This window comes from Serratia sp. NA_13 (genome assembly GCF_052691735.1).
The window spans coordinates 148294-163622 of the sequence record NZ_JBQZFV010000007.1 but is presented as its reverse complement, the minus strand read 5'-3'; the positions used below and the strand labels follow the sequence as shown (position 1 = coordinate 163622).

Below are 15329 nucleotides of genomic sequence, written 5' to 3'. Positions count from 1 at the left end.
AAGGCGATTCGAAGCATCGATCGGCGGCGTTTATTCTAGTCGCTATGGCGCGTGACAGCCAGCATAAAGCTGGGTTCATGCCCTGCCGAAAGCATTTAACTCTCTTAAGGCCAAGGAAAAAGTTCAGTTTAGCGTTGTCGGTTTACGACCAAGCGTCATCGGCATTGTGGCACGGCTGATTTCTACGGTGTGGTAATGAGGTTAAAGGGGGGAGGGGGCATGGCGAATGAACGGTATTGGTGGGGGATTTTAAGCTGTTTTCTGCTGTTCAGCCTGGTGTATCTCGGCCAGCAGAGCGGGGTGTTTGGCAGCACGGATCATGAACACAGGGGGGAGACCGGCCTGTTGTTGTTTGTGATACCCGGCGTGGTCGCCAGCTATCTATCGAGCAAAAAACGCATTCTCTGCCCGTTACTCGGGGCGTTGTATGCGTTGCCGCTGTGTCTGATCATCCGCCATTTCTGGCTAACGCCGTCTGCCTCGGTTTGGCAGGAATTGGCTTATGCCACCAGCGCGGTGTTCTGGTGTGTGTTCGGGGCGTTGCTGGCTTTGTTTGCGCGCAGCCTGTTGCAGACCTACCGGCAGTGTCATCGTGGCTAATGGCAATAAAAAAGGCGCATTTAGCGCCTTTTCGTCTTTCTGCCTGAGTCTTACTGGAACAGATTCAGGTTTTCTTTGGCATAGGCTTCGAAATCGGTGCAGCCGCCGATGTGTTTCTCATCGAGGAAAATCTGCGGTACGGTTTCTACCGGCTTGCCGACGGTTTTTTCCAGGTCGGCCTTGGTGATGCCTTCAGCGTGGATATCAACATAACGGAAGTTGAAATCGTCACGTTCTTCAGTCAGTTTTTCCGCCAACTCTTTCGCACGGACACAATAAGGACAGCCTGGGCGCCCGAAGATAACTGCAAACATGCAACACTCCTTAGATTGATATTCAATAATTTGATCGCAACTGCAATGACTTTCTGTCAGTCGAAAAAGACTTGAGCCTGAACATTACCCGCATTGATAGCGCTTACTATGCCCGTTGGTTCGGCGAAAAAAAAGCAGGAATTACCTGTTAATCTGATTCATGTAACCGATTAAGCCGCCGGGGGTGTCGCCGCCGATGGGAATTCACTACACTGGAGGCAGAACTTCTGGAGAAGAAAAATATGCGTTCATTCGGTGACTTACCGCGTACCGTGCTGGTTTTGGAAGGGCTGGGCATGCTGTTGTTGGTGCTGGCCTATTTGAGCATTCATAGCCACGTTCAATTACCCGGCTGGTTGGCCTCACAGCAGGCGGCGGTGGGAATGATTTTCCTCGGCGTGGCGCTGATGGTGCCGGCGGCGGCATTTCTGGTTTGGCGGGTGGTGCAAGGATTTGGCCCATTGATGCGCGGTGGTCTGCCGCCGCAGAACGATAGGCACAAGCCAGATTTGCCTGAAGATAAAAACGACAGTGAGCCGCGTGCCTGAATAATGGCTACCGGAGACATACCTGCCAGACAGGTGCTTGCCTTTTTGGGGTGACGAGTGAAAATTGCCATTCTTTCGCGTGATGGAACGTTGTACTCATGTAAACGCTTGGTGGAGGCGGCGGAACAGCGCGGCCACAGCATCGAGGTTATCGATCCACTCTCTTGTTATATGAACATCAACCCAGCCGCGCCGACTATCCACTACCGCGGCCGCCAATTGGAGCGTTACGACGCGGTTATCCCACGCATCGGCTCCGCCATTACCTTTTATGGCACTGCAGTGCTGCGCCAGTTTGAACTGTTGGGCAGTTATCCGCTTAATGAGTCGGTTGCGATCACCCGTGCGCGCGACAAGCTGCGTTCGCTGCAGTTGCTGGCGCGGCAGGGGATCGATTTGCCGATCACCGGTTTTGCGCATTCGCCCGACGACACCGGCGATTTGATCGAACTGGTTGGTGGCGCGCCGCTGGTGGTCAAACTGGTGGAAGGTACGCAAGGTATTGGCGTGGTACTGGCGGAAACTCGCCAGGCGGCGGAAAGCGTGATTGATGCCTTTCGCGGCCTTAACGCCCATATTCTGGTGCAAGAATATATTCGCGAGGCGCAGGGCAGTGATGTGCGCTGTCTGGTGGTGGGGGACAAAGTGGTGGCAGCCATTGAGCGGCAGGCCAAACCCGGGGAGTTTCGTTCCAATCTGCACCGTGGTGGCACTGCCCGCAAGGTAAGCATCACTGCCAAAGAGCGGGCGATTGCGGTCAAGGCCGCCACCACACTGGGACTGGATGTCGCCGGGGTGGATATCCTGCGTGCGGCCCGTGGCCCGCTGGTGATGGAAGTTAATGCTTCTCCGGGGTTGGAAGGGGTGGAAAGCACCACCGGGTTGGATATCGCCGGCAGGATGATCGAGTATATTGAGCAGCGCGGCAGGCCGGGTTTCAGGCTGAAATCGGGCGGATAAGTTTGCCGTAAAAATTCGCCATTTTGGGGCTGGAGTTGTGGCTTTTTGTCGACCATATTTACCCTAATAGCGAATTAAGCCGCATTGATCGTGGCGTCGCGGGGCAATATTCCGTAAGCTATGCGCCTTTTCGCGTTTTGAATATTGTGAGGCTGGTATTATGGATTCACTCATTGTCCCTGATTTGGCGTTGCTGCGACGCTGGCTGGATCAATCGGGCATTTCATTCTTTGAGTGCGATTCCTGTCAGGCGCTGCACTTGCCGCACATGCAAAATTTCGATGGCGTGTTTGATGCCAAGCTGGATCTGGTCGACAACGTGATCCTGTTCTCTGCGCTGGCCGAAGTTAAGCCGACATCCTTGATCCCGCTGGTGGCCGATCTCAGCCAGATCAACGCCAGTTCGCTGACTATTAAAGCGTTTGTTGATATTCAGGACGACAATCTGCCGAAACTGATCGTTTGCCAGTCGCTGAGCATTGCCGTTGGCGTCACGCTGGAGCAGTTCACCCACTTTATGCAGCAGGGCGAAGAGCAAATCTCGATGGTGATCCTCGAGGCCCGGGCGAACGATCTGCTGTTTATGGGTGACGAAGAAGATAACAAGGCTGCGCCTGACCGCCTGCCAATGCTGCACTGATCCCCTCTGTACATGATGCGTGCCGTCCCTCTGGCGGCATGCTGTCGTTATTCCCTTCCGCAATAATATATTCTGTGTTTTACACTTTGCTGCCAGATATTCCTCTTCGTTTATGCCACTAATGGCGTATCACATACAGACAAACTGCATAAAAAATCGATAAAAGCCGGTTTTATCCCCGGAGGCTGGTGCGTTGTGGCAACAGCGGTTATGCTGCTGATTCTGCTAAGGGCTTGCGATTCCCCTGGTGACCATGCGGGCTGGGCACCTGAAAAAGGTGTATGCAATCAACTGCATAGACATTCAATCCGCGGTTGCAACGATTGCGCTCGATCAGGAAAGGTTTTGTATCGTTTGCGGTACAAGTTCAATTCTATGATTCACCCCTGTTTTGGAGGAAGTTACGGATGGTCACCCAACGTAAAAAGTGGTTATCGGGTGTGGTTGCCGGCCTGCTGATGGCAGCAAGCGTCACGGCGTCAGCCGAGGAAAAAACGCTGCACATCTATAACTGGTCCGACTATATCGCGCCGGACACCTTGGCCAAATTCCAGAAAGAAACCGGCATTAAAGTGGTGTACGACGTCTTTGACTCCAACGAAGTGTTGGAAGGCAAACTGATGGCGGGCAGCACCGGTTATGATCTGGTGGTACCTTCATCCAATTTCCTTGAGCGTCAGTCGAAGGCCGGTATTTTCGAGCCGCTCGACAAGAGCAAGATGCCGAACTACAAAAACCTTGATCCCGAGATGTTGCAACTGGTGGCGCACAATGACAAGGACAACAAGTACGGTATCCCTTATCTGATGGTGACTACCGGCATCGGCTATAACGTCGACAAAGTGAAGGCGGTGCTGGGCAAAGACGCACCGGTTGACAGCTGGGATCTGATCCTCAAACCGGAAAACCTCGAGAAGTTGAAAAGCTGCGGTGTTTCCTTCCTGGATGCGCCAAGCGAAGTCTATGCCACCGTGCTGCACTACCTGGGTAAAGATCCCAACAGCACCAACGCGGCAGACTACACAGGTGCGGCCAACGATCTGTTGCTCAAGCTGCGGCCGAACATCCGTTATTTCCACTCTTCCCAGTACATCAACGATTTGGCAAACGGTGATATCTGCGTAGCGATCGGCTGGTCCGGCGACGTGATGCAGGCGGCCAACCGTGCCAAAGAAGCTAAGAACGGCGTGAACGTGGCTTATGCAATCCCGAAAGAGGGGGCGCTGACCTACTTTGACATGTTCGCCATGCCGGCTGACGCCAAAAACAAGGACGCTGCCTACCAGTTCCTGAACTTCCTGATGAAGCCTGACGTAATGGCGGGGATCAGTAACTTCGTGTATTACGCCAACGCGGTGAAGGACTCTACACCGCTGGTCAATGCCGAAGTCCGCAACAATCCGAACGTGTACCCACCGGCCGATCTGCGCGCCAAGCTGTTTACGCTGAACGTGCAGTCGCCGAAGCTGGATCGTGTGATTACCCGCGCCTGGACTAAAGTTAAAAGCGGGAAATGACATACCCTAAATAATTCGAGTTGCATCAAGGCGGCAAGGCCGTAAATCCCTGGGAGCTTAGTCAACTAAGTGACTGGGGTGAGCGGGTGCAGCCAACACAGAGGCAGCTTGAAGGATGATGGCTAGGGGCTCAGTACGCTGAGCCCGGTATCATACCAGCAGGCGGGTGCTCCCCGCCTGCGTTGCCATTTTGGGCCATGGCAATCGCCGTGGTTTTTTGTACTGTTTGCACCGGAGAGCCCCCCGATTGAACGACGTCATCCCTCGTCCTCAAGCCAAGTCGCAGAAGGTCTTCACCCCTCTGCTGGAAATCCGTAACCTCACCAAAACCTTTGACGGTCAAAACGCGGTCGAAGACGTCAGCCTGACCATCTATAAAGGCGAAATATTCGCTTTGCTGGGGCCATCTGGCTGCGGGAAGTCGACGTTGTTGCGCATGCTGGCCGGTTTTGAACAGCCGACGGAAGGGCAGATTGTGCTCGATGGGCAGGACATGTCGCATGTTCCCCCTTACCAGCGTCCGATTAATATGATGTTCCAGTCCTACGCGCTGTTCCCGCATATGACGGTAGAGCAAAACATCGCCTTCGGTCTGAAACAGGACAAAATGCCGCGTGCGGAAATAGCCGATCGGGTAGCGGAAATGCTGTCACTGGTGCACATGCAGGAGTTCGCCAAGCGTAAACCGCACCAGCTATCCGGTGGTCAACGCCAGCGGGTGGCGCTGGCACGCAGCTTGGCCAAACGGCCGAAACTGCTGCTGCTCGATGAGCCGATGGGTGCGCTGGATAAAAAGCTGCGTGACCGCATGCAGCTGGAAGTGACGGATATTCTTGAGCGGGTTGGTGTGACCTGCGTGATGGTCACGCATGATCAGGAAGAGGCGATGACCATGGCAGGGCGCATCGCCATCATGAACCGTGGCAAATTTGTGCAGATCGGCGAGCCGGAAGAGATCTACGAGCATCCGAACAGCCGTTTCAGCGCTGAATTTATCGGCTCGGTCAACGTTTTTGATTGTGTGCTGCAAGAGCGCCATGACGATGGCTTGATCCTGCAAAGTCCCGGTTTACGTCATGCGATTAAGGTGGACTCCGACGCCTCGGTAGTGGACGGCGTGCCGATCCAGGTCGCGCTGCGGCCGGAAAAAATCATGCTGTGCGAAGAGGTTCCGCAGGATGGTTGCAATTTTGCGGTAGGGGAAGTGGCACATATCGCCTACCTCGGCGACCTGTCTATCTACCATGTGAAGCTGCTCAGCGGCCAAATTATTAGCGCCCAATTGCAAAACGGTCACCGTTTCCGCAAAGGGATGCCGACCTGGGGCGACGAAGTGCGATTGTGCTGGGAAGCCGACAGCTGTGTCGTGTTGACGGTGTGAGTCGAGAAGGTGAGGAATAATCATTATGGCAATGCTTGCTGAACACACACCGCCGGAGCCGCCGGCCAAAGGGCCCGGCCCACTAAAAGCCGTTTTCCAGCGCCTGCAGATGGCCCATGGTCGCAAACTGGTGATTGCGGTGCCGCTGCTGTGGTTGACGTTGCTGTTCCTGCTGCCGTTCCTGATCGTGTTCAAGATCAGCCTGGCGGAACTGGCGTTGGCGGTCCCGCCCTACACTGACCTGATGAGCTGGGCAGAGGGTAAGCTGGACATCGCGCTCAATTTTGCCAATTATCTGCAACTGACCGACGATCCGCTGTATATAGACGCTTATCTGCAATCACTGCAGGTGGCGGCGGTATCGACGGTTTGTTGTCTCATCATTGGGTACCCGCTGGCTTGGGCAGTGGCGCACAGTAAATCATCAACCCGCAATATTTTGCTGTTGTTGGTGATCCTGCCGTCGTGGACCTCGTTCCTGATCCGCGTTTACGCCTGGATGGGCATTTTGAAAAATAACGGCATCCTCAATAACTTCTTGTTATGGACCGGGGTGATCGATCAGCCGTTGGTGATCCTGCATACCAATCTGGCGGTGTATATCGGCGTGGTGTATTCCTACCTGCCGTTTATGGTGCTGCCGATTTATACCGCGCTGACGCGGTTGGACTATTCACTGGTGGAGGCTTCGCTGGATCTGGGGGCTAAACCGCTGAAAACCTTTTTCAGCGTGATTATGCCGCTGACCCGCGGCGGGATTATTGCCGGTTCGATGCTGGTGTTTATCCCGGCGGTCGGTGAATTCGTGATCCCGGAGCTGCTGGGTGGGCCGGACAGTATTATGATCGGCAGGGTACTGTGGCAGGAGTTCTTTAATAACCGTGACTGGCCCGTAGCCTCGGCAGTGGCTACCGTCATGCTGCTGCTGTTGATCGTACCGACTCTCTGGTTCCACAAGCATCAGAACAAGGAAATGGGGGGGCAGGGATGAACAACTTGCCGGTAGTACGTTCGCCGTGGCGTATCGCTATTTTGGTGTTGGGTTTCACCTTCTTGTATGCGCCGATGCTGATGCTGGTGATCTACTCGTTCAACAGTTCCAAACTGGTGACGGTGTGGGCCGGTTGGTCAACGCGCTGGTATACCGAATTGTTCCATGATTCGGCGATGATCAGCGCCGTCGGGCTCAGCCTGACTATCGCCGCCGCCTCGGCGACCGCCGCGGTGGTGCTGGGGGCAATTGCGGCAGTGGTGATGGTCCGTTTTGGCCGTTTTCGTGGTTCAACCGGTTTTGCCTTTATGCTGACGGCACCGCTGGTGATGCCGGACGTGATCACCGGCTTGTCGCTGCTGCTGCTGTTTGTGGCGATGGGGCATGCCTTTGGTTGGCCGTCTGAACGGGGGATGTTCACCATCTGGTTGGCGCACGTTACTTTCTGTACTGCCTACGTTTCGGTGGTGATCAGTTCGCGCCTGCGTGAGTTGGATCGCTCTATCGAAGAAGCGGCGATGGATCTGGGCGCGACACCGCTGAAAGTGTTTTTCGTGATCACTTTGCCGATGATTGCACCGGCGCTGATCGCCGGTTGGATGTTGGCCTTTACCCTGTCGCTGGATGACCTGGTGATTGCCAGTTTTGTCGCCGGGCCGGGAGCGACCACCTTGCCGATGCTGGTGTTCTCCAGCGTACGCATGGGGGTTAATCCGGAAATTAACGCGCTGGCGAGTTTGATCCTGCTGGTGGTCGGCGTTATCGGCCTGATTGCATGGTGGTTTATGGCACGCTCGGAAAAACAGCGATCGCGCGAATTACAAAAGGCTGCCCGTAGCTGAGTCTGATTAAACCTGCTATTTTTGCAATTATTGGTATTGCAATTGATTACCTGACTTTATATATGCCACCTGAATAGGCCGATCCTGAACGTTGAAAAGTTCGAGATACCCGGGGCGACCCGGGGGTGGGGCATCCCTCTGGGAACCCCATCCCCCGGTTTCCCCTAATATTGGGCTGAAGCGAGTGGGATGAGTTTGAATAGGTGGCGTTTTGTTGCGGAACATGGACATGTCAGACATGCTGAACAGCAGGCAGGGAATAAGAATGAATTTGGATGCGCCAGTGCCGGTGATGGTGGCCGGAACGGCGATGGTGGCTATCAAGTGCATCAGCGTGCTGTTGCTGTTGGGGGAACTGGGGGTCGATGGCGCTCAGGAGTTCGTCAGCACCAGTGCCCAGGCCTGGGATTCCACCCTGATCTTTTTGGCTGGCCTGGTATTACTGTGCCTGCAAATCAGTTGCGGTTTTGCGGTGATGCGCGGCCGCAACTGGGGGCGTTGGGGCTATGTGGCCTGCCAGTGCTTGGTGGTCGGTTATCTGCTGTTGGCCACCATTGGCGGTTTTCTGCCGGAGGTGTTTACCGTTGAAGGTGAAACCAGCGGCCAAATTCTGCACGTCCTGATCCTGCAAAAAATTCCTGATATCGTCATCCTGGCATTATTGTTTGTTCCTGCTACCAGCCGCCATTATTTCGCCGCGCGCAATTGAGATTTTAAGGGCGTAGAGTGATAAACTCTGCGCCCTTAATTATTCACCCCGAACTCAGGGTTATCTTCATGCAATGCGCTTTGTATACGGCGGGCACCTGCCGTTCCTGTCAGTGGTTGGAAAAGCCGTACCCGCAGCAACTGACGGACAAACAGCATCATCTGCAATCACTGCTGGGCGAACGTGACGTTGCGCAGTGGCTGCAGCCGGTCGCCGGCGAGCAGAGCGCATTTCGCAATAAAGCCAAAATGGTGGTCAGCGGCAGCGTAGAGCGTCCGCTACTGGGCATGCTGTATCGTGATGGCACGGCGGTGGATCTCAGCGCCTGTCCGCTGTATCCCGCCAGCTTCTCGCCGTTGTTTGATGTGCTGAAAAGCTTTATCGCCCGCGCCGGCCTGACGCCCTACAACGTGGCGCGTAAACGCGGTGAACTGAAGTACCTATTACTGACTGAAAGTACCCACAGTGGTGGTGTAATGCTGCGCTTCGTGCTGCGTTCGGACAGCAAGCTGGCGCAGTTGCGTGCCGCACTGCCGTGGTTGCAACAGCAGTTGCCGCAGCTCAGGGTGATTTCCGCCAATATTCAGCCGGTACATATGGCGATTTTGGAAGGGGAGCGCGAGATCCCACTGACCGAGCAACAGGCGCTGGAAGAGCAATTTAATCAGGTGCCGCTGTATATCCGTCCGCAAAGCTTCTTCCAGACCAATCCGCAGGTGGCTGCCGAACTGTACGCCACCGCCCGTGACTGGGTGCGGGTATTGGGTATCAACAGCATGTGGGATCTGTTCTGCGGTGTGGGTGGATTTGGCCTGCATTGCGCACTGCCGGAAACACGCCTGACCGGCATCGAGATCAGCGCCGAGGCGATTGCCTGTGCACGCCAGTCGGCGGAAACTCTGGGTTTGCGACACGTCGATTTCCAGGCGCTAGATTCTACCCGGTTCGCTACCGCTGAAGGCAGCGTGCCGCAGCTGGTGCTGGTTAATCCGCCGCGACGCGGTATTGGCAAGGCACTGTGCGACTATCTGAACCAGATGGCACCGGGCTATATTTTGTATTCGAGCTGCAACGCCGAGACGATGGCGAAAGACATTGAGATGTTGCCGGATTACCGCATCGAGCGCGTACAGCTGTTTGATATGTTCCCGCATACCGCCCATTACGAAGTGCTGACGCTGCTCGTTCGTCATTAAAAGCGTTTTTTGGCTGAAGTATAGGCCTCGGAGCACTCACGTTGACCTATCGAAAGTACCTGCACCCAATCTCCTCGCCGATGACGCGATAGACCAGACGGGATACGTACTAGCCGGAAATCTTTCCATTGGTAAGCAGGGCATGGTATTCCACGCCCTGAACTGTGGCTACTGAGGGAACCACTTGTCGTTAATGGCTTTGTAGGTGCCGTCGGCCTTAATGGCGTCCAGCGCGCTGTTGAGCTTGGCCAGCAGCGCCTGATTGTCCGGACGTACCGCAATACCCAGACCGGTACCGAAGTATTGTGCATCGGTAACGTGTTCACCTACCGGAGCCAACTGAGGATTGTTCTTCAGCCACTCATTCACCACGGCGGTATCACCGAATACGCCGTCAATACGGCCATTTTTCAACTCGAGAATGGCGTTCTGATAGCTGTCGTAAGAGACGGTGCTAATCTCCGGATGCTTGTCCTGCATGTATTTCTGGTGGGTGGTGCCGTTCTCCATGCCGATCTTTTTCCCTTTCAGATCCGCCAGCGAGCTGAATTTACCTTTTTCGGCAATCACAATTGCCGAGTTGGCGTAATAGGGCTGAGTGAAGGCAACTTGCTTGCTGCGCTCTGGCGTGATGTCCATACCGGAGATTACCGCGTCGTATTTCTTGAATTTCAGCGCGGCGATCAGGCTGTCAAACGCCTGGTTGGTGAAGGTGCATTCGGCCTTCATTTGTTTGCACAGCGCGTTAGCCAGATCGATATCAAAGCCCACGATCTTGTTGTTGGCATCCAGCGACTCGAACGGCGGGTAGGTGGCGGAAGCGGCGAAACGAATGGTCTCGGCTGCGCTGGCGTTAAAGGTGATGCCTGCTAATACTGTGGCGGCCAGCAATAGTTTTTTCATGCTTAAAGCTCCTGTCTGCAAGTCTGCGTGTTTTTATCTCGTCACCGCTTGATTTTACTGACAATAACCCAGGGGTTTTGGCGGCTGTCGGTTGGTGTTAACCCTGCCACTTAATGAATTAATATGCAATATAAATGATTAAAAATTTGTTTCGGGTGTAAAAAAGCCCCACGCGATGGCAGGGCTTTGAGAGTATCGCTTGACTCAGTTGCGACGTTCAAACGCCAATGCACGGCGCTCGACCAAGCGCATCAGCAGCGTCAGCAAGCCGTTGACGCACAGATACACCAGTCCGGCAGCGCCAAACACCATCACGTCGTAGGTACGGCCATACATCAACTGGCTGTAGCCCATGACTTCCATCAGGGTGATGGTATAGGCCAGCGAGGTACTTTTGAACACCAGCACCACTTCGTTGGAGTAAGACGACAGCGCACGCTTGAAGGCAAACGGCAGCAGGATACGCAGCGACTGCGAACGCGACATGCCGAGGGCTTCACAAGATTGCCATTGGCCGGCCGGTATCGCCCGTACCGCCCCGTAAAACAGTTGGGTGGTATAGGCGGCACTGTTTAGCGCCAATGCGATCATCGCACACAGCCACGGCTGCGACAGCAAATTCCATAACCACGGATACTCGCGGATCGCCGGGAACTGACCGGGGCCGTAGTAGATCAGGAAGATCTGCACTAGCAGCGGCGTACCGGTGAACAGGGTGATATAGATTTTTACCAACGGCGTCAGGATCGGCGTTTTCAGCGTCAGGATCACCGTCAGCACCAGTGATAGCACCAGCGCCACGATCAGCGCGGTGATGGTCAGCGTCAGGCTAGTGTGCAGCCCTTTGATAATTTCCGGCAAGAACTCAAACATCAGGATGGCCCCCGCTCAAAACGCGTGGTGCGCAGTTCGATGCGTTTAATGATGTACTGGCTGAACAGGGTGACCACCAGATAAATCGCCGCCGCTATCACATACCAGGTAAAAGGCTCCTGGGTGCGGGTGGCAATGCTTTTGGTTTGCAGCATCAGATCGTTAACGCTGATCAGTGACACCAACGCGGTATCTTTCAGTAATACCAACCATTGGTTGCCAAGACCGGGTAGCGCGTGACGCCACATCTGCGGCATGATCAGGCGGAAGAAGATTGCCGCGGTGCTCATTCCCAGCGCCTGACCGGACTCCCATTGACCCTGTGGCACGGCCTTCAGCGCGCCACGCAGCGTTTGCGACGCATAGGCCGAGTAGAGCAGGGCAAGGGCAATAACGCCGCACAGGAACGGGCTGACTTCAAAGTTATCAATCGCCAGTTGGATCGGCAGTTGGAACAGGCCGAGGTTCAGGGTGAAGCCATCGGACAGCATCAACAACAGCTGCGATGAGCCGAAATAGATGAACAGCACCACCAGAATTTCCGGCAGGCCGCGCAACACAGTGACCCAGGCGGTGCCGAGCCAGCTAACCACTTTCCAGCGTGATGACTCCCAGACGGCAAATAGCATCGCCAGGATCAGCCCAAGGATAAGGGCACAAACGGCAAGGCCGACGGTCATCCCGGCGGCGCTTGCTAAAGGTTGAATTTCATTCATCAGAGTTGATTACTGCTGGAACCATTTTTTGTAGATGGTTTCGTAAGTCCCATCCTGTTTGATCTTGTCCAAAGCGGCGTTGAACTTGCCTTGCAGATCGGTATTTTTCTGGCGAACGGCAATGCCCAGGCCGGTACCGAAGTAGTCTTTATCGGTCACTTTGTCGCCCACGGCGGCCAGAACCGTATTCTGTTTCAGCCATTCGTTGACCACTGCAGTGTCGCCGAATACCGCATCAACGCGGCCATTTTTCAGATCCAGAATGGCGTTCTGATAGCTGTCGTAAGGCACGGTGGTGATTTCCGGGTGCTTATCGGTCAGGTATTTCTGATGGGTGGTGCCGTTCTGCACGCCCACTTTCTTGCCTTTCAGCGCGGCTACGTCAGCCACCTTGCCTTTTTGGGCTACAAACAGGGCTGAGTTATCGTAATACGGCTTGGTAAACAGCACCTGCTTTTCACGCTCCGGCGTGATGTCCATACCGGCCATCACCGCGTCGAAGCGCTTGAACTTCAGGCTCGGGATCAGGCTGTCAAAAGCCTGATTGGTGAAAGTACATTCGGCCTGGATCTCTTTACACAGCGCATTGGCCAGATCGACATCAAAGCCCTGGATCTTGTTGCTGGCGTCAATAAACTCAAATGGAGGATAAGAAGCTTCGGTAGCGAAACGGATGGTTTCGGCTGCTGAGGCGGAAACGCTGATGCTAGCCAGAACGGCGGCGATTATTAGTTTTTTCATCGCAAACTCCCCAAATTACAGCAAGTAAAATTGTTAGTGTGATAAGTAATTGGCAAACTCGGTGGTCTGTGGACTCTTGAAGTGACTGGCATCGCCCTGTTCCACTACGTGGCCGTTTTCCATGTATACCACGCGGCTGGCGGTTTTGCGTGCCACTTCCACCTCGTGGGTTACGATCACCTGGGTGATCCCGGTGCCAGCCAATTCGCGAATGATGCTGACGATTTGGGCGGTGATCTCAGGGTCCAGCGCGGCGGTCGGTTCATCAAACAGCAATACCTGCGGTTCCATCATCAGCGCGCGGGCAATAGCCACACGTTGCTGTTGGCCGCCGGAAAGGTGCAGCGGGAAACGATCGGCAAAGTCGGTCAGACGCAGACGTTTGAGCAACTTGTCGGCACGCTCCATCGCCTGAGCCTTGGTCAGGCCCAGCACGCGGCAAGGCGCTTCGATCAGGTTTTGCACTACGGTGAGGTGAGGCCAGAGATTGTATTGCTGGAATACCATGCCGACATTCTGACGTAGCTCGCGAATGGCTTTTTCGCCCGGAGCCTGCTTAAAGTCGAATTGGTTACCGGCGATCTGCAGCTGGCCCGAACGCGGCATTTCCAACAGGTTTAATACCCGCAATAACGAGCTTTTCCCCGCGCCGCTTGGACCCAGCAGCACTAAGGTTTCCCCTGCTGGGCAATCCAGCGTGATGTCAAACAGCGCCTGATGTGCGCCGTAATAGCAGTTGATACCGTTAAGTTGAATGCTCATGCGCCAGAATTGAATAGATATTGATGCCGCGAATGTTAACTTCCACAGAATACTTATGCAATCTTTGTGCGTTAAAATTTATTACTGCGCGGCAGAATAGTAAAAGGATAGCACAAGATACCGCGAGTCAGGTTCGAAGGGGGGATTTGTCGTGCATGCTGTGAGGCAGGTAGCGAAATTTCTCAAATTGAACAAATATTGCGCGCAATCAAAGTCTTTATCTAACCACCGGAACCCGAGGGCACCGGTGGTTGAGTTGGCTTACTGGTTTTCCAATACCTGACGCAGCGTGCCGCTGGCGGCGTGCGGCGGTACGTTCAGATAGCGGATATCGTCCACGACCCAACAGGTGCCTTCGCGCACCATCAGCACTTCATCCTGCCAGTTGACTGCGCTGCCGCCGTCCTTCTGGTAGCTTAGCTGAACGCGCAACGGGATATTTTTGGCATCGGTATTAGGAATGGTCGACGCGCTGGCGACGGTAGCGCTGGTCGGCCCCTGGGCATTGCCGGTAAACAGATCGCCGGTGACCTGATGTTTGCCAGGGTTCTGGTTAGCCGTCACCAGATCCTGGTACAGTACTTTACTCAGGTAAGGCTGCAATTGTGCCAGACGGTTGCTGTCCGGCAGGGCGGTTCCGGCACCTTGCTGCAGGCGCAGATCGTAAAATTTCTGTGCGACCGCATCCGGGCCGCCTTCCACACAACCGCCGGTACGGGTGCCGATATCCTTGAATGCCGGTTCAACGGTGGTGCAGGCACTCAGTAACAGCGCTAAGGGAAAAACAGCCGCAATCGTTTTTGTTTTCATCTCATTACCTTATGTGAAAGTCTCTACCATGAAGACCACTAGCCTACAGTATAAATGCGATTTCAGGCCTTGCATTCGTAGTGCGTGCCATTTCAAGACAGAACATAATGCTAAAACGATGGTCAGATTAATACCATGAATCAATCAAGCAAGGAGTTTTGATGCAGCTTTCAACCACCCCGACCCTGGAAGGGTTTACCATTACCGAATACTGCGGCGTTGTCACCGGCGAGGCTATTTTGGGTGCCAATATTTTCCGCGATTTCTTCGCAGGCGTGCGTGACATCGTCGGCGGCCGTTCCGGGGCTTATGAGAAAGAGCTGCGTAAAGCGCGTCTGATCGCCTTCAAGGAGCTGGAAGAGCAGGCACAAGAGTTGGGCGCCAACGCAGTGGTCGGTATTGATATCGACTACGAAACCGTGGGTAAAGACAGCAGCATGCTGATGGTCACCGTCAGCGGTACCGCAGTGAAAATCAGTCGTTAATCCTTTCCTCTGACGTCCCGGTTTTTGCCGGGGCGTCCTCTTATTATCCGGCTTTAGGTTCTTCAATTTTGACTGGGCGGTGTTCCTGCGGTTTGGCTACCGGAGCAGGACGATGTTGCACCTGTTGAACTTGCTGTGGGTGGAACGGCTGCGGCGCGTTATGCGGCTTCAGGGTATTTGGCCGTTGTTGCATCTGCTGTGGGCGGAAAACGTTAGCCTCGGGTGCCGTATGGGCGATCGGTTTAGCCGTCGGTATATGGGCTGCCTGCTGAAGGTACCGCTACATGTGGTGTAGTGACTGCCCCTATATGGGTAAAGTTCGGGGCTGTCATTGGCTGACG

Annotated in this window: 19 protein-coding genes; 12 read left to right on the top strand and 7 right to left on the bottom strand. The window is 54.6% G+C overall.

The annotated features are described in order from the left end of the window. Positions 1-219 precede the first annotated feature (219 nt). Positions 220-600 (top strand): inner membrane protein YbjM, encoded by a 381-nt coding sequence (locus ACUTSU_RS12565; protein ID WP_426508646.1) that lies wholly within the window; start codon positions 220-222, stop codon positions 598-600. A 50-nt stretch (positions 601-650) separates the two neighbouring features. Here ACUTSU_RS12565 and ACUTSU_RS12560 read toward each other — a convergent pair whose 3' ends face one another. Beyond that, the gene (locus ACUTSU_RS12560; protein WP_012006074.1) at positions 651-914 is read right to left on the bottom strand and encodes a GrxA family glutaredoxin; all 264 of its coding nucleotides are present in this window, start codon (positions 912-914) and stop codon (positions 651-653) included. A 242-nt stretch (positions 915-1156) separates the two neighbouring features. Between ACUTSU_RS12560 and ACUTSU_RS12555 the strand changes: the two genes are divergently transcribed. The 9 genes from ACUTSU_RS12555 (at position 1157) to rlmC (ending at position 9698) form a co-directional block, all read left to right on the top strand. Beyond that, positions 1157-1462: a YbjC family protein gene (locus ACUTSU_RS12555; protein ID WP_445650134.1), complete on the top strand. Its 306-nt coding sequence runs from the start codon at positions 1157-1159 to the stop codon at positions 1460-1462. Between the two features lie 57 nt (positions 1463-1519). Continuing rightward, positions 1520-2422, top strand: a complete 903-nt coding sequence (gene rimK, locus ACUTSU_RS12550; protein WP_445650135.1) for a 30S ribosomal protein S6--L-glutamate ligase — start codon at positions 1520-1522, stop codon at positions 2420-2422. 160 nt (positions 2423-2582) lie between these two features. Further along, positions 2583-3062, top strand: coding sequence for a YbjN domain-containing protein (locus ACUTSU_RS12545; RefSeq protein ID WP_445650136.1), 480 nt, complete (start codon positions 2583-2585; stop codon positions 3060-3062). A 407-nt stretch (positions 3063-3469) separates the two neighbouring features. After that, a complete protein-coding gene (potF, locus tag ACUTSU_RS12540; RefSeq protein WP_174352880.1) occupies positions 3470-4579 on the top strand; it encodes a spermidine/putrescine ABC transporter substrate-binding protein PotF in 1110 nt (369 codons plus the stop codon). 247 nt (positions 4580-4826) lie between these two features. Next, on the top strand, positions 4827-5960 hold the full coding sequence (gene potG / locus ACUTSU_RS12535) for a putrescine ABC transporter ATP-binding subunit PotG (RefSeq protein ID WP_012006079.1): 1134 nt from the start codon (positions 4827-4829) through the stop codon (positions 5958-5960). 25 nt (positions 5961-5985) lie between these two features. Continuing rightward, on the top strand, positions 5986-6951 hold the full coding sequence (gene potH / locus ACUTSU_RS12530; protein WP_445650137.1) for a putrescine ABC transporter permease PotH: 966 nt from the start codon (positions 5986-5988) through the stop codon (positions 6949-6951). Next, the gene (gene potI, locus ACUTSU_RS12525; RefSeq protein ID WP_261089128.1) at positions 6948-7793 is read left to right on the top strand and encodes a putrescine ABC transporter permease PotI; all 846 of its coding nucleotides are present in this window, start codon (positions 6948-6950) and stop codon (positions 7791-7793) included. The genes potH and potI overlap by 4 nt, the downstream gene beginning before the upstream one ends. Positions 7794-8022: 229 nt before the next feature. Then, a complete protein-coding gene (locus tag ACUTSU_RS12520; RefSeq protein ID WP_445650138.1) occupies positions 8023-8502 on the top strand; it encodes a YbjO family protein in 480 nt (159 codons plus the stop codon). 68 nt (positions 8503-8570) lie between these two features. Continuing rightward, positions 8571-9698 carry a 23S rRNA (uracil(747)-C(5))-methyltransferase RlmC gene (rlmC, locus tag ACUTSU_RS12515; RefSeq protein ID WP_445654242.1) on the top strand — a complete coding sequence of 376 codons (1128 nt, stop codon included), beginning with the start codon at positions 8571-8573 and terminating at the stop codon, positions 9696-9698. Positions 9699-9866: 168 nt separating this feature from the next. Here rlmC and artJ (ACUTSU_RS12510) read toward each other — a convergent pair whose 3' ends face one another. The 6 genes from artJ (ACUTSU_RS12510) to ACUTSU_RS12485 all read right to left on the bottom strand — a co-directional run bounded on the left by artJ (ACUTSU_RS12510) (position 9867) and on the right by ACUTSU_RS12485 (position 14503). After that, a complete protein-coding gene (artJ, locus tag ACUTSU_RS12510; protein ID WP_445650140.1) occupies positions 9867-10601 on the bottom strand; it encodes an arginine ABC transporter substrate-binding protein in 735 nt (244 codons plus the stop codon). A 204-nt stretch (positions 10602-10805) separates the two neighbouring features. Further along, on the bottom strand, positions 10806-11474 hold the full coding sequence (artM, locus tag ACUTSU_RS12505; RefSeq protein WP_012006086.1) for an arginine ABC transporter permease ArtM: 669 nt from the start codon (positions 11472-11474) through the stop codon (positions 10806-10808). Further along, positions 11474-12190, bottom strand: coding sequence for an arginine ABC transporter permease ArtQ (gene artQ, locus ACUTSU_RS12500; protein WP_445650141.1), 717 nt, complete (start codon positions 12188-12190; stop codon positions 11474-11476). The genes artM and artQ overlap by 1 nt, the downstream gene beginning before the upstream one ends. A gap of 9 nt (positions 12191-12199) precedes the next feature. Then, complete coding sequence (gene artJ, locus ACUTSU_RS12495; protein ID WP_445650142.1) at positions 12200-12931, bottom strand: arginine ABC transporter substrate-binding protein; 732 nt, start codon at positions 12929-12931, stop codon at positions 12200-12202. A gap of 33 nt (positions 12932-12964) precedes the next feature. Further along, positions 12965-13693, bottom strand: a complete 729-nt coding sequence (gene artP / locus ACUTSU_RS12490; protein WP_017892236.1) for an arginine ABC transporter ATP-binding protein ArtP — start codon at positions 13691-13693, stop codon at positions 12965-12967. A 261-nt stretch (positions 13694-13954) separates the two neighbouring features. After that, complete coding sequence (locus ACUTSU_RS12485) at positions 13955-14503, bottom strand: lipoprotein (protein WP_445650143.1); 549 nt, start codon at positions 14501-14503, stop codon at positions 13955-13957. Between the two features lie 161 nt (positions 14504-14664). Between ACUTSU_RS12485 and ACUTSU_RS12480 the strand changes: the two genes are divergently transcribed. Together ACUTSU_RS12480 and ACUTSU_RS12475 are read left to right on the top strand one after the other, a co-directional pair. Then, positions 14665-14988 (top strand): heavy metal-binding domain-containing protein, encoded by a 324-nt coding sequence (locus ACUTSU_RS12480; RefSeq protein WP_209632527.1) that lies wholly within the window; start codon positions 14665-14667, stop codon positions 14986-14988. Positions 14989-15100: 112 nt separating this feature from the next. Further along, a complete protein-coding gene (locus tag ACUTSU_RS12475; protein WP_445654241.1) occupies positions 15101-15283 on the top strand; it encodes a hypothetical protein in 183 nt (60 codons plus the stop codon). Positions 15284-15329 lie beyond the last annotated feature (46 nt).

Excerpts from the sequence above, each read along its gene's own strand:
- ACUTSU_RS12565 (WP_426508646.1), top strand. The coding sequence starts at position 220 with ATGGCGAATGAACGGTATTGGTGGGGGATTTTAAGCTGTTTTCTGCTG.
- ACUTSU_RS12560 (WP_012006074.1), bottom strand. The coding sequence starts at position 914 with ATGTTTGCAGTTATCTTCGGGCGCCCAGGCTGTCCTTATTGTGTCCGT.
- ACUTSU_RS12555 (WP_445650134.1), top strand. The coding sequence starts at position 1,157 with ATGCGTTCATTCGGTGACTTACCGCGTACCGTGCTGGTTTTGGAAGGG.
- ACUTSU_RS12545 (WP_445650136.1), top strand. The coding sequence starts at position 2,583 with ATGGATTCACTCATTGTCCCTGATTTGGCGTTGCTGCGACGCTGGCTG.
- potF (WP_174352880.1), top strand. The coding sequence starts at position 3,470 with ATGGTCACCCAACGTAAAAAGTGGTTATCGGGTGTGGTTGCCGGCCTG.
- potH (WP_445650137.1), top strand. The coding sequence starts at position 5,986 with ATGGCAATGCTTGCTGAACACACACCGCCGGAGCCGCCGGCCAAAGGG.
- potI (WP_261089128.1), top strand. The coding sequence starts at position 6,948 with ATGAACAACTTGCCGGTAGTACGTTCGCCGTGGCGTATCGCTATTTTG.
- ACUTSU_RS12520 (WP_445650138.1), top strand. The coding sequence starts at position 8,023 with ATGTCAGACATGCTGAACAGCAGGCAGGGAATAAGAATGAATTTGGAT.
- rlmC (WP_445654242.1), top strand. The coding sequence starts at position 8,571 with ATGCAATGCGCTTTGTATACGGCGGGCACCTGCCGTTCCTGTCAGTGG.
- artJ (WP_445650140.1), bottom strand. The coding sequence starts at position 10,601 with ATGAAAAAACTATTGCTGGCCGCCACAGTATTAGCAGGCATCACCTTT.
- artM (WP_012006086.1), bottom strand. The coding sequence starts at position 11,474 with ATGTTTGAGTTCTTGCCGGAAATTATCAAAGGGCTGCACACTAGCCTG.
- artQ (WP_445650141.1), bottom strand. The coding sequence starts at position 12,190 with ATGAATGAAATTCAACCTTTAGCAAGCGCCGCCGGGATGACCGTCGGC.
- artJ (WP_445650142.1), bottom strand. The coding sequence starts at position 12,931 with ATGAAAAAACTAATAATCGCCGCCGTTCTGGCTAGCATCAGCGTTTCC.
- artP (WP_017892236.1), bottom strand. The coding sequence starts at position 13,693 with ATGAGCATTCAACTTAACGGTATCAACTGCTATTACGGCGCACATCAG.
- ACUTSU_RS12485 (WP_445650143.1), bottom strand. The coding sequence starts at position 14,503 with ATGAAAACAAAAACGATTGCGGCTGTTTTTCCCTTAGCGCTGTTACTG.
- ACUTSU_RS12480 (WP_209632527.1), top strand. The coding sequence starts at position 14,665 with ATGCAGCTTTCAACCACCCCGACCCTGGAAGGGTTTACCATTACCGAA.
- ACUTSU_RS12475 (WP_445654241.1), top strand. The coding sequence starts at position 15,101 with ATGTTGCACCTGTTGAACTTGCTGTGGGTGGAACGGCTGCGGCGCGTT.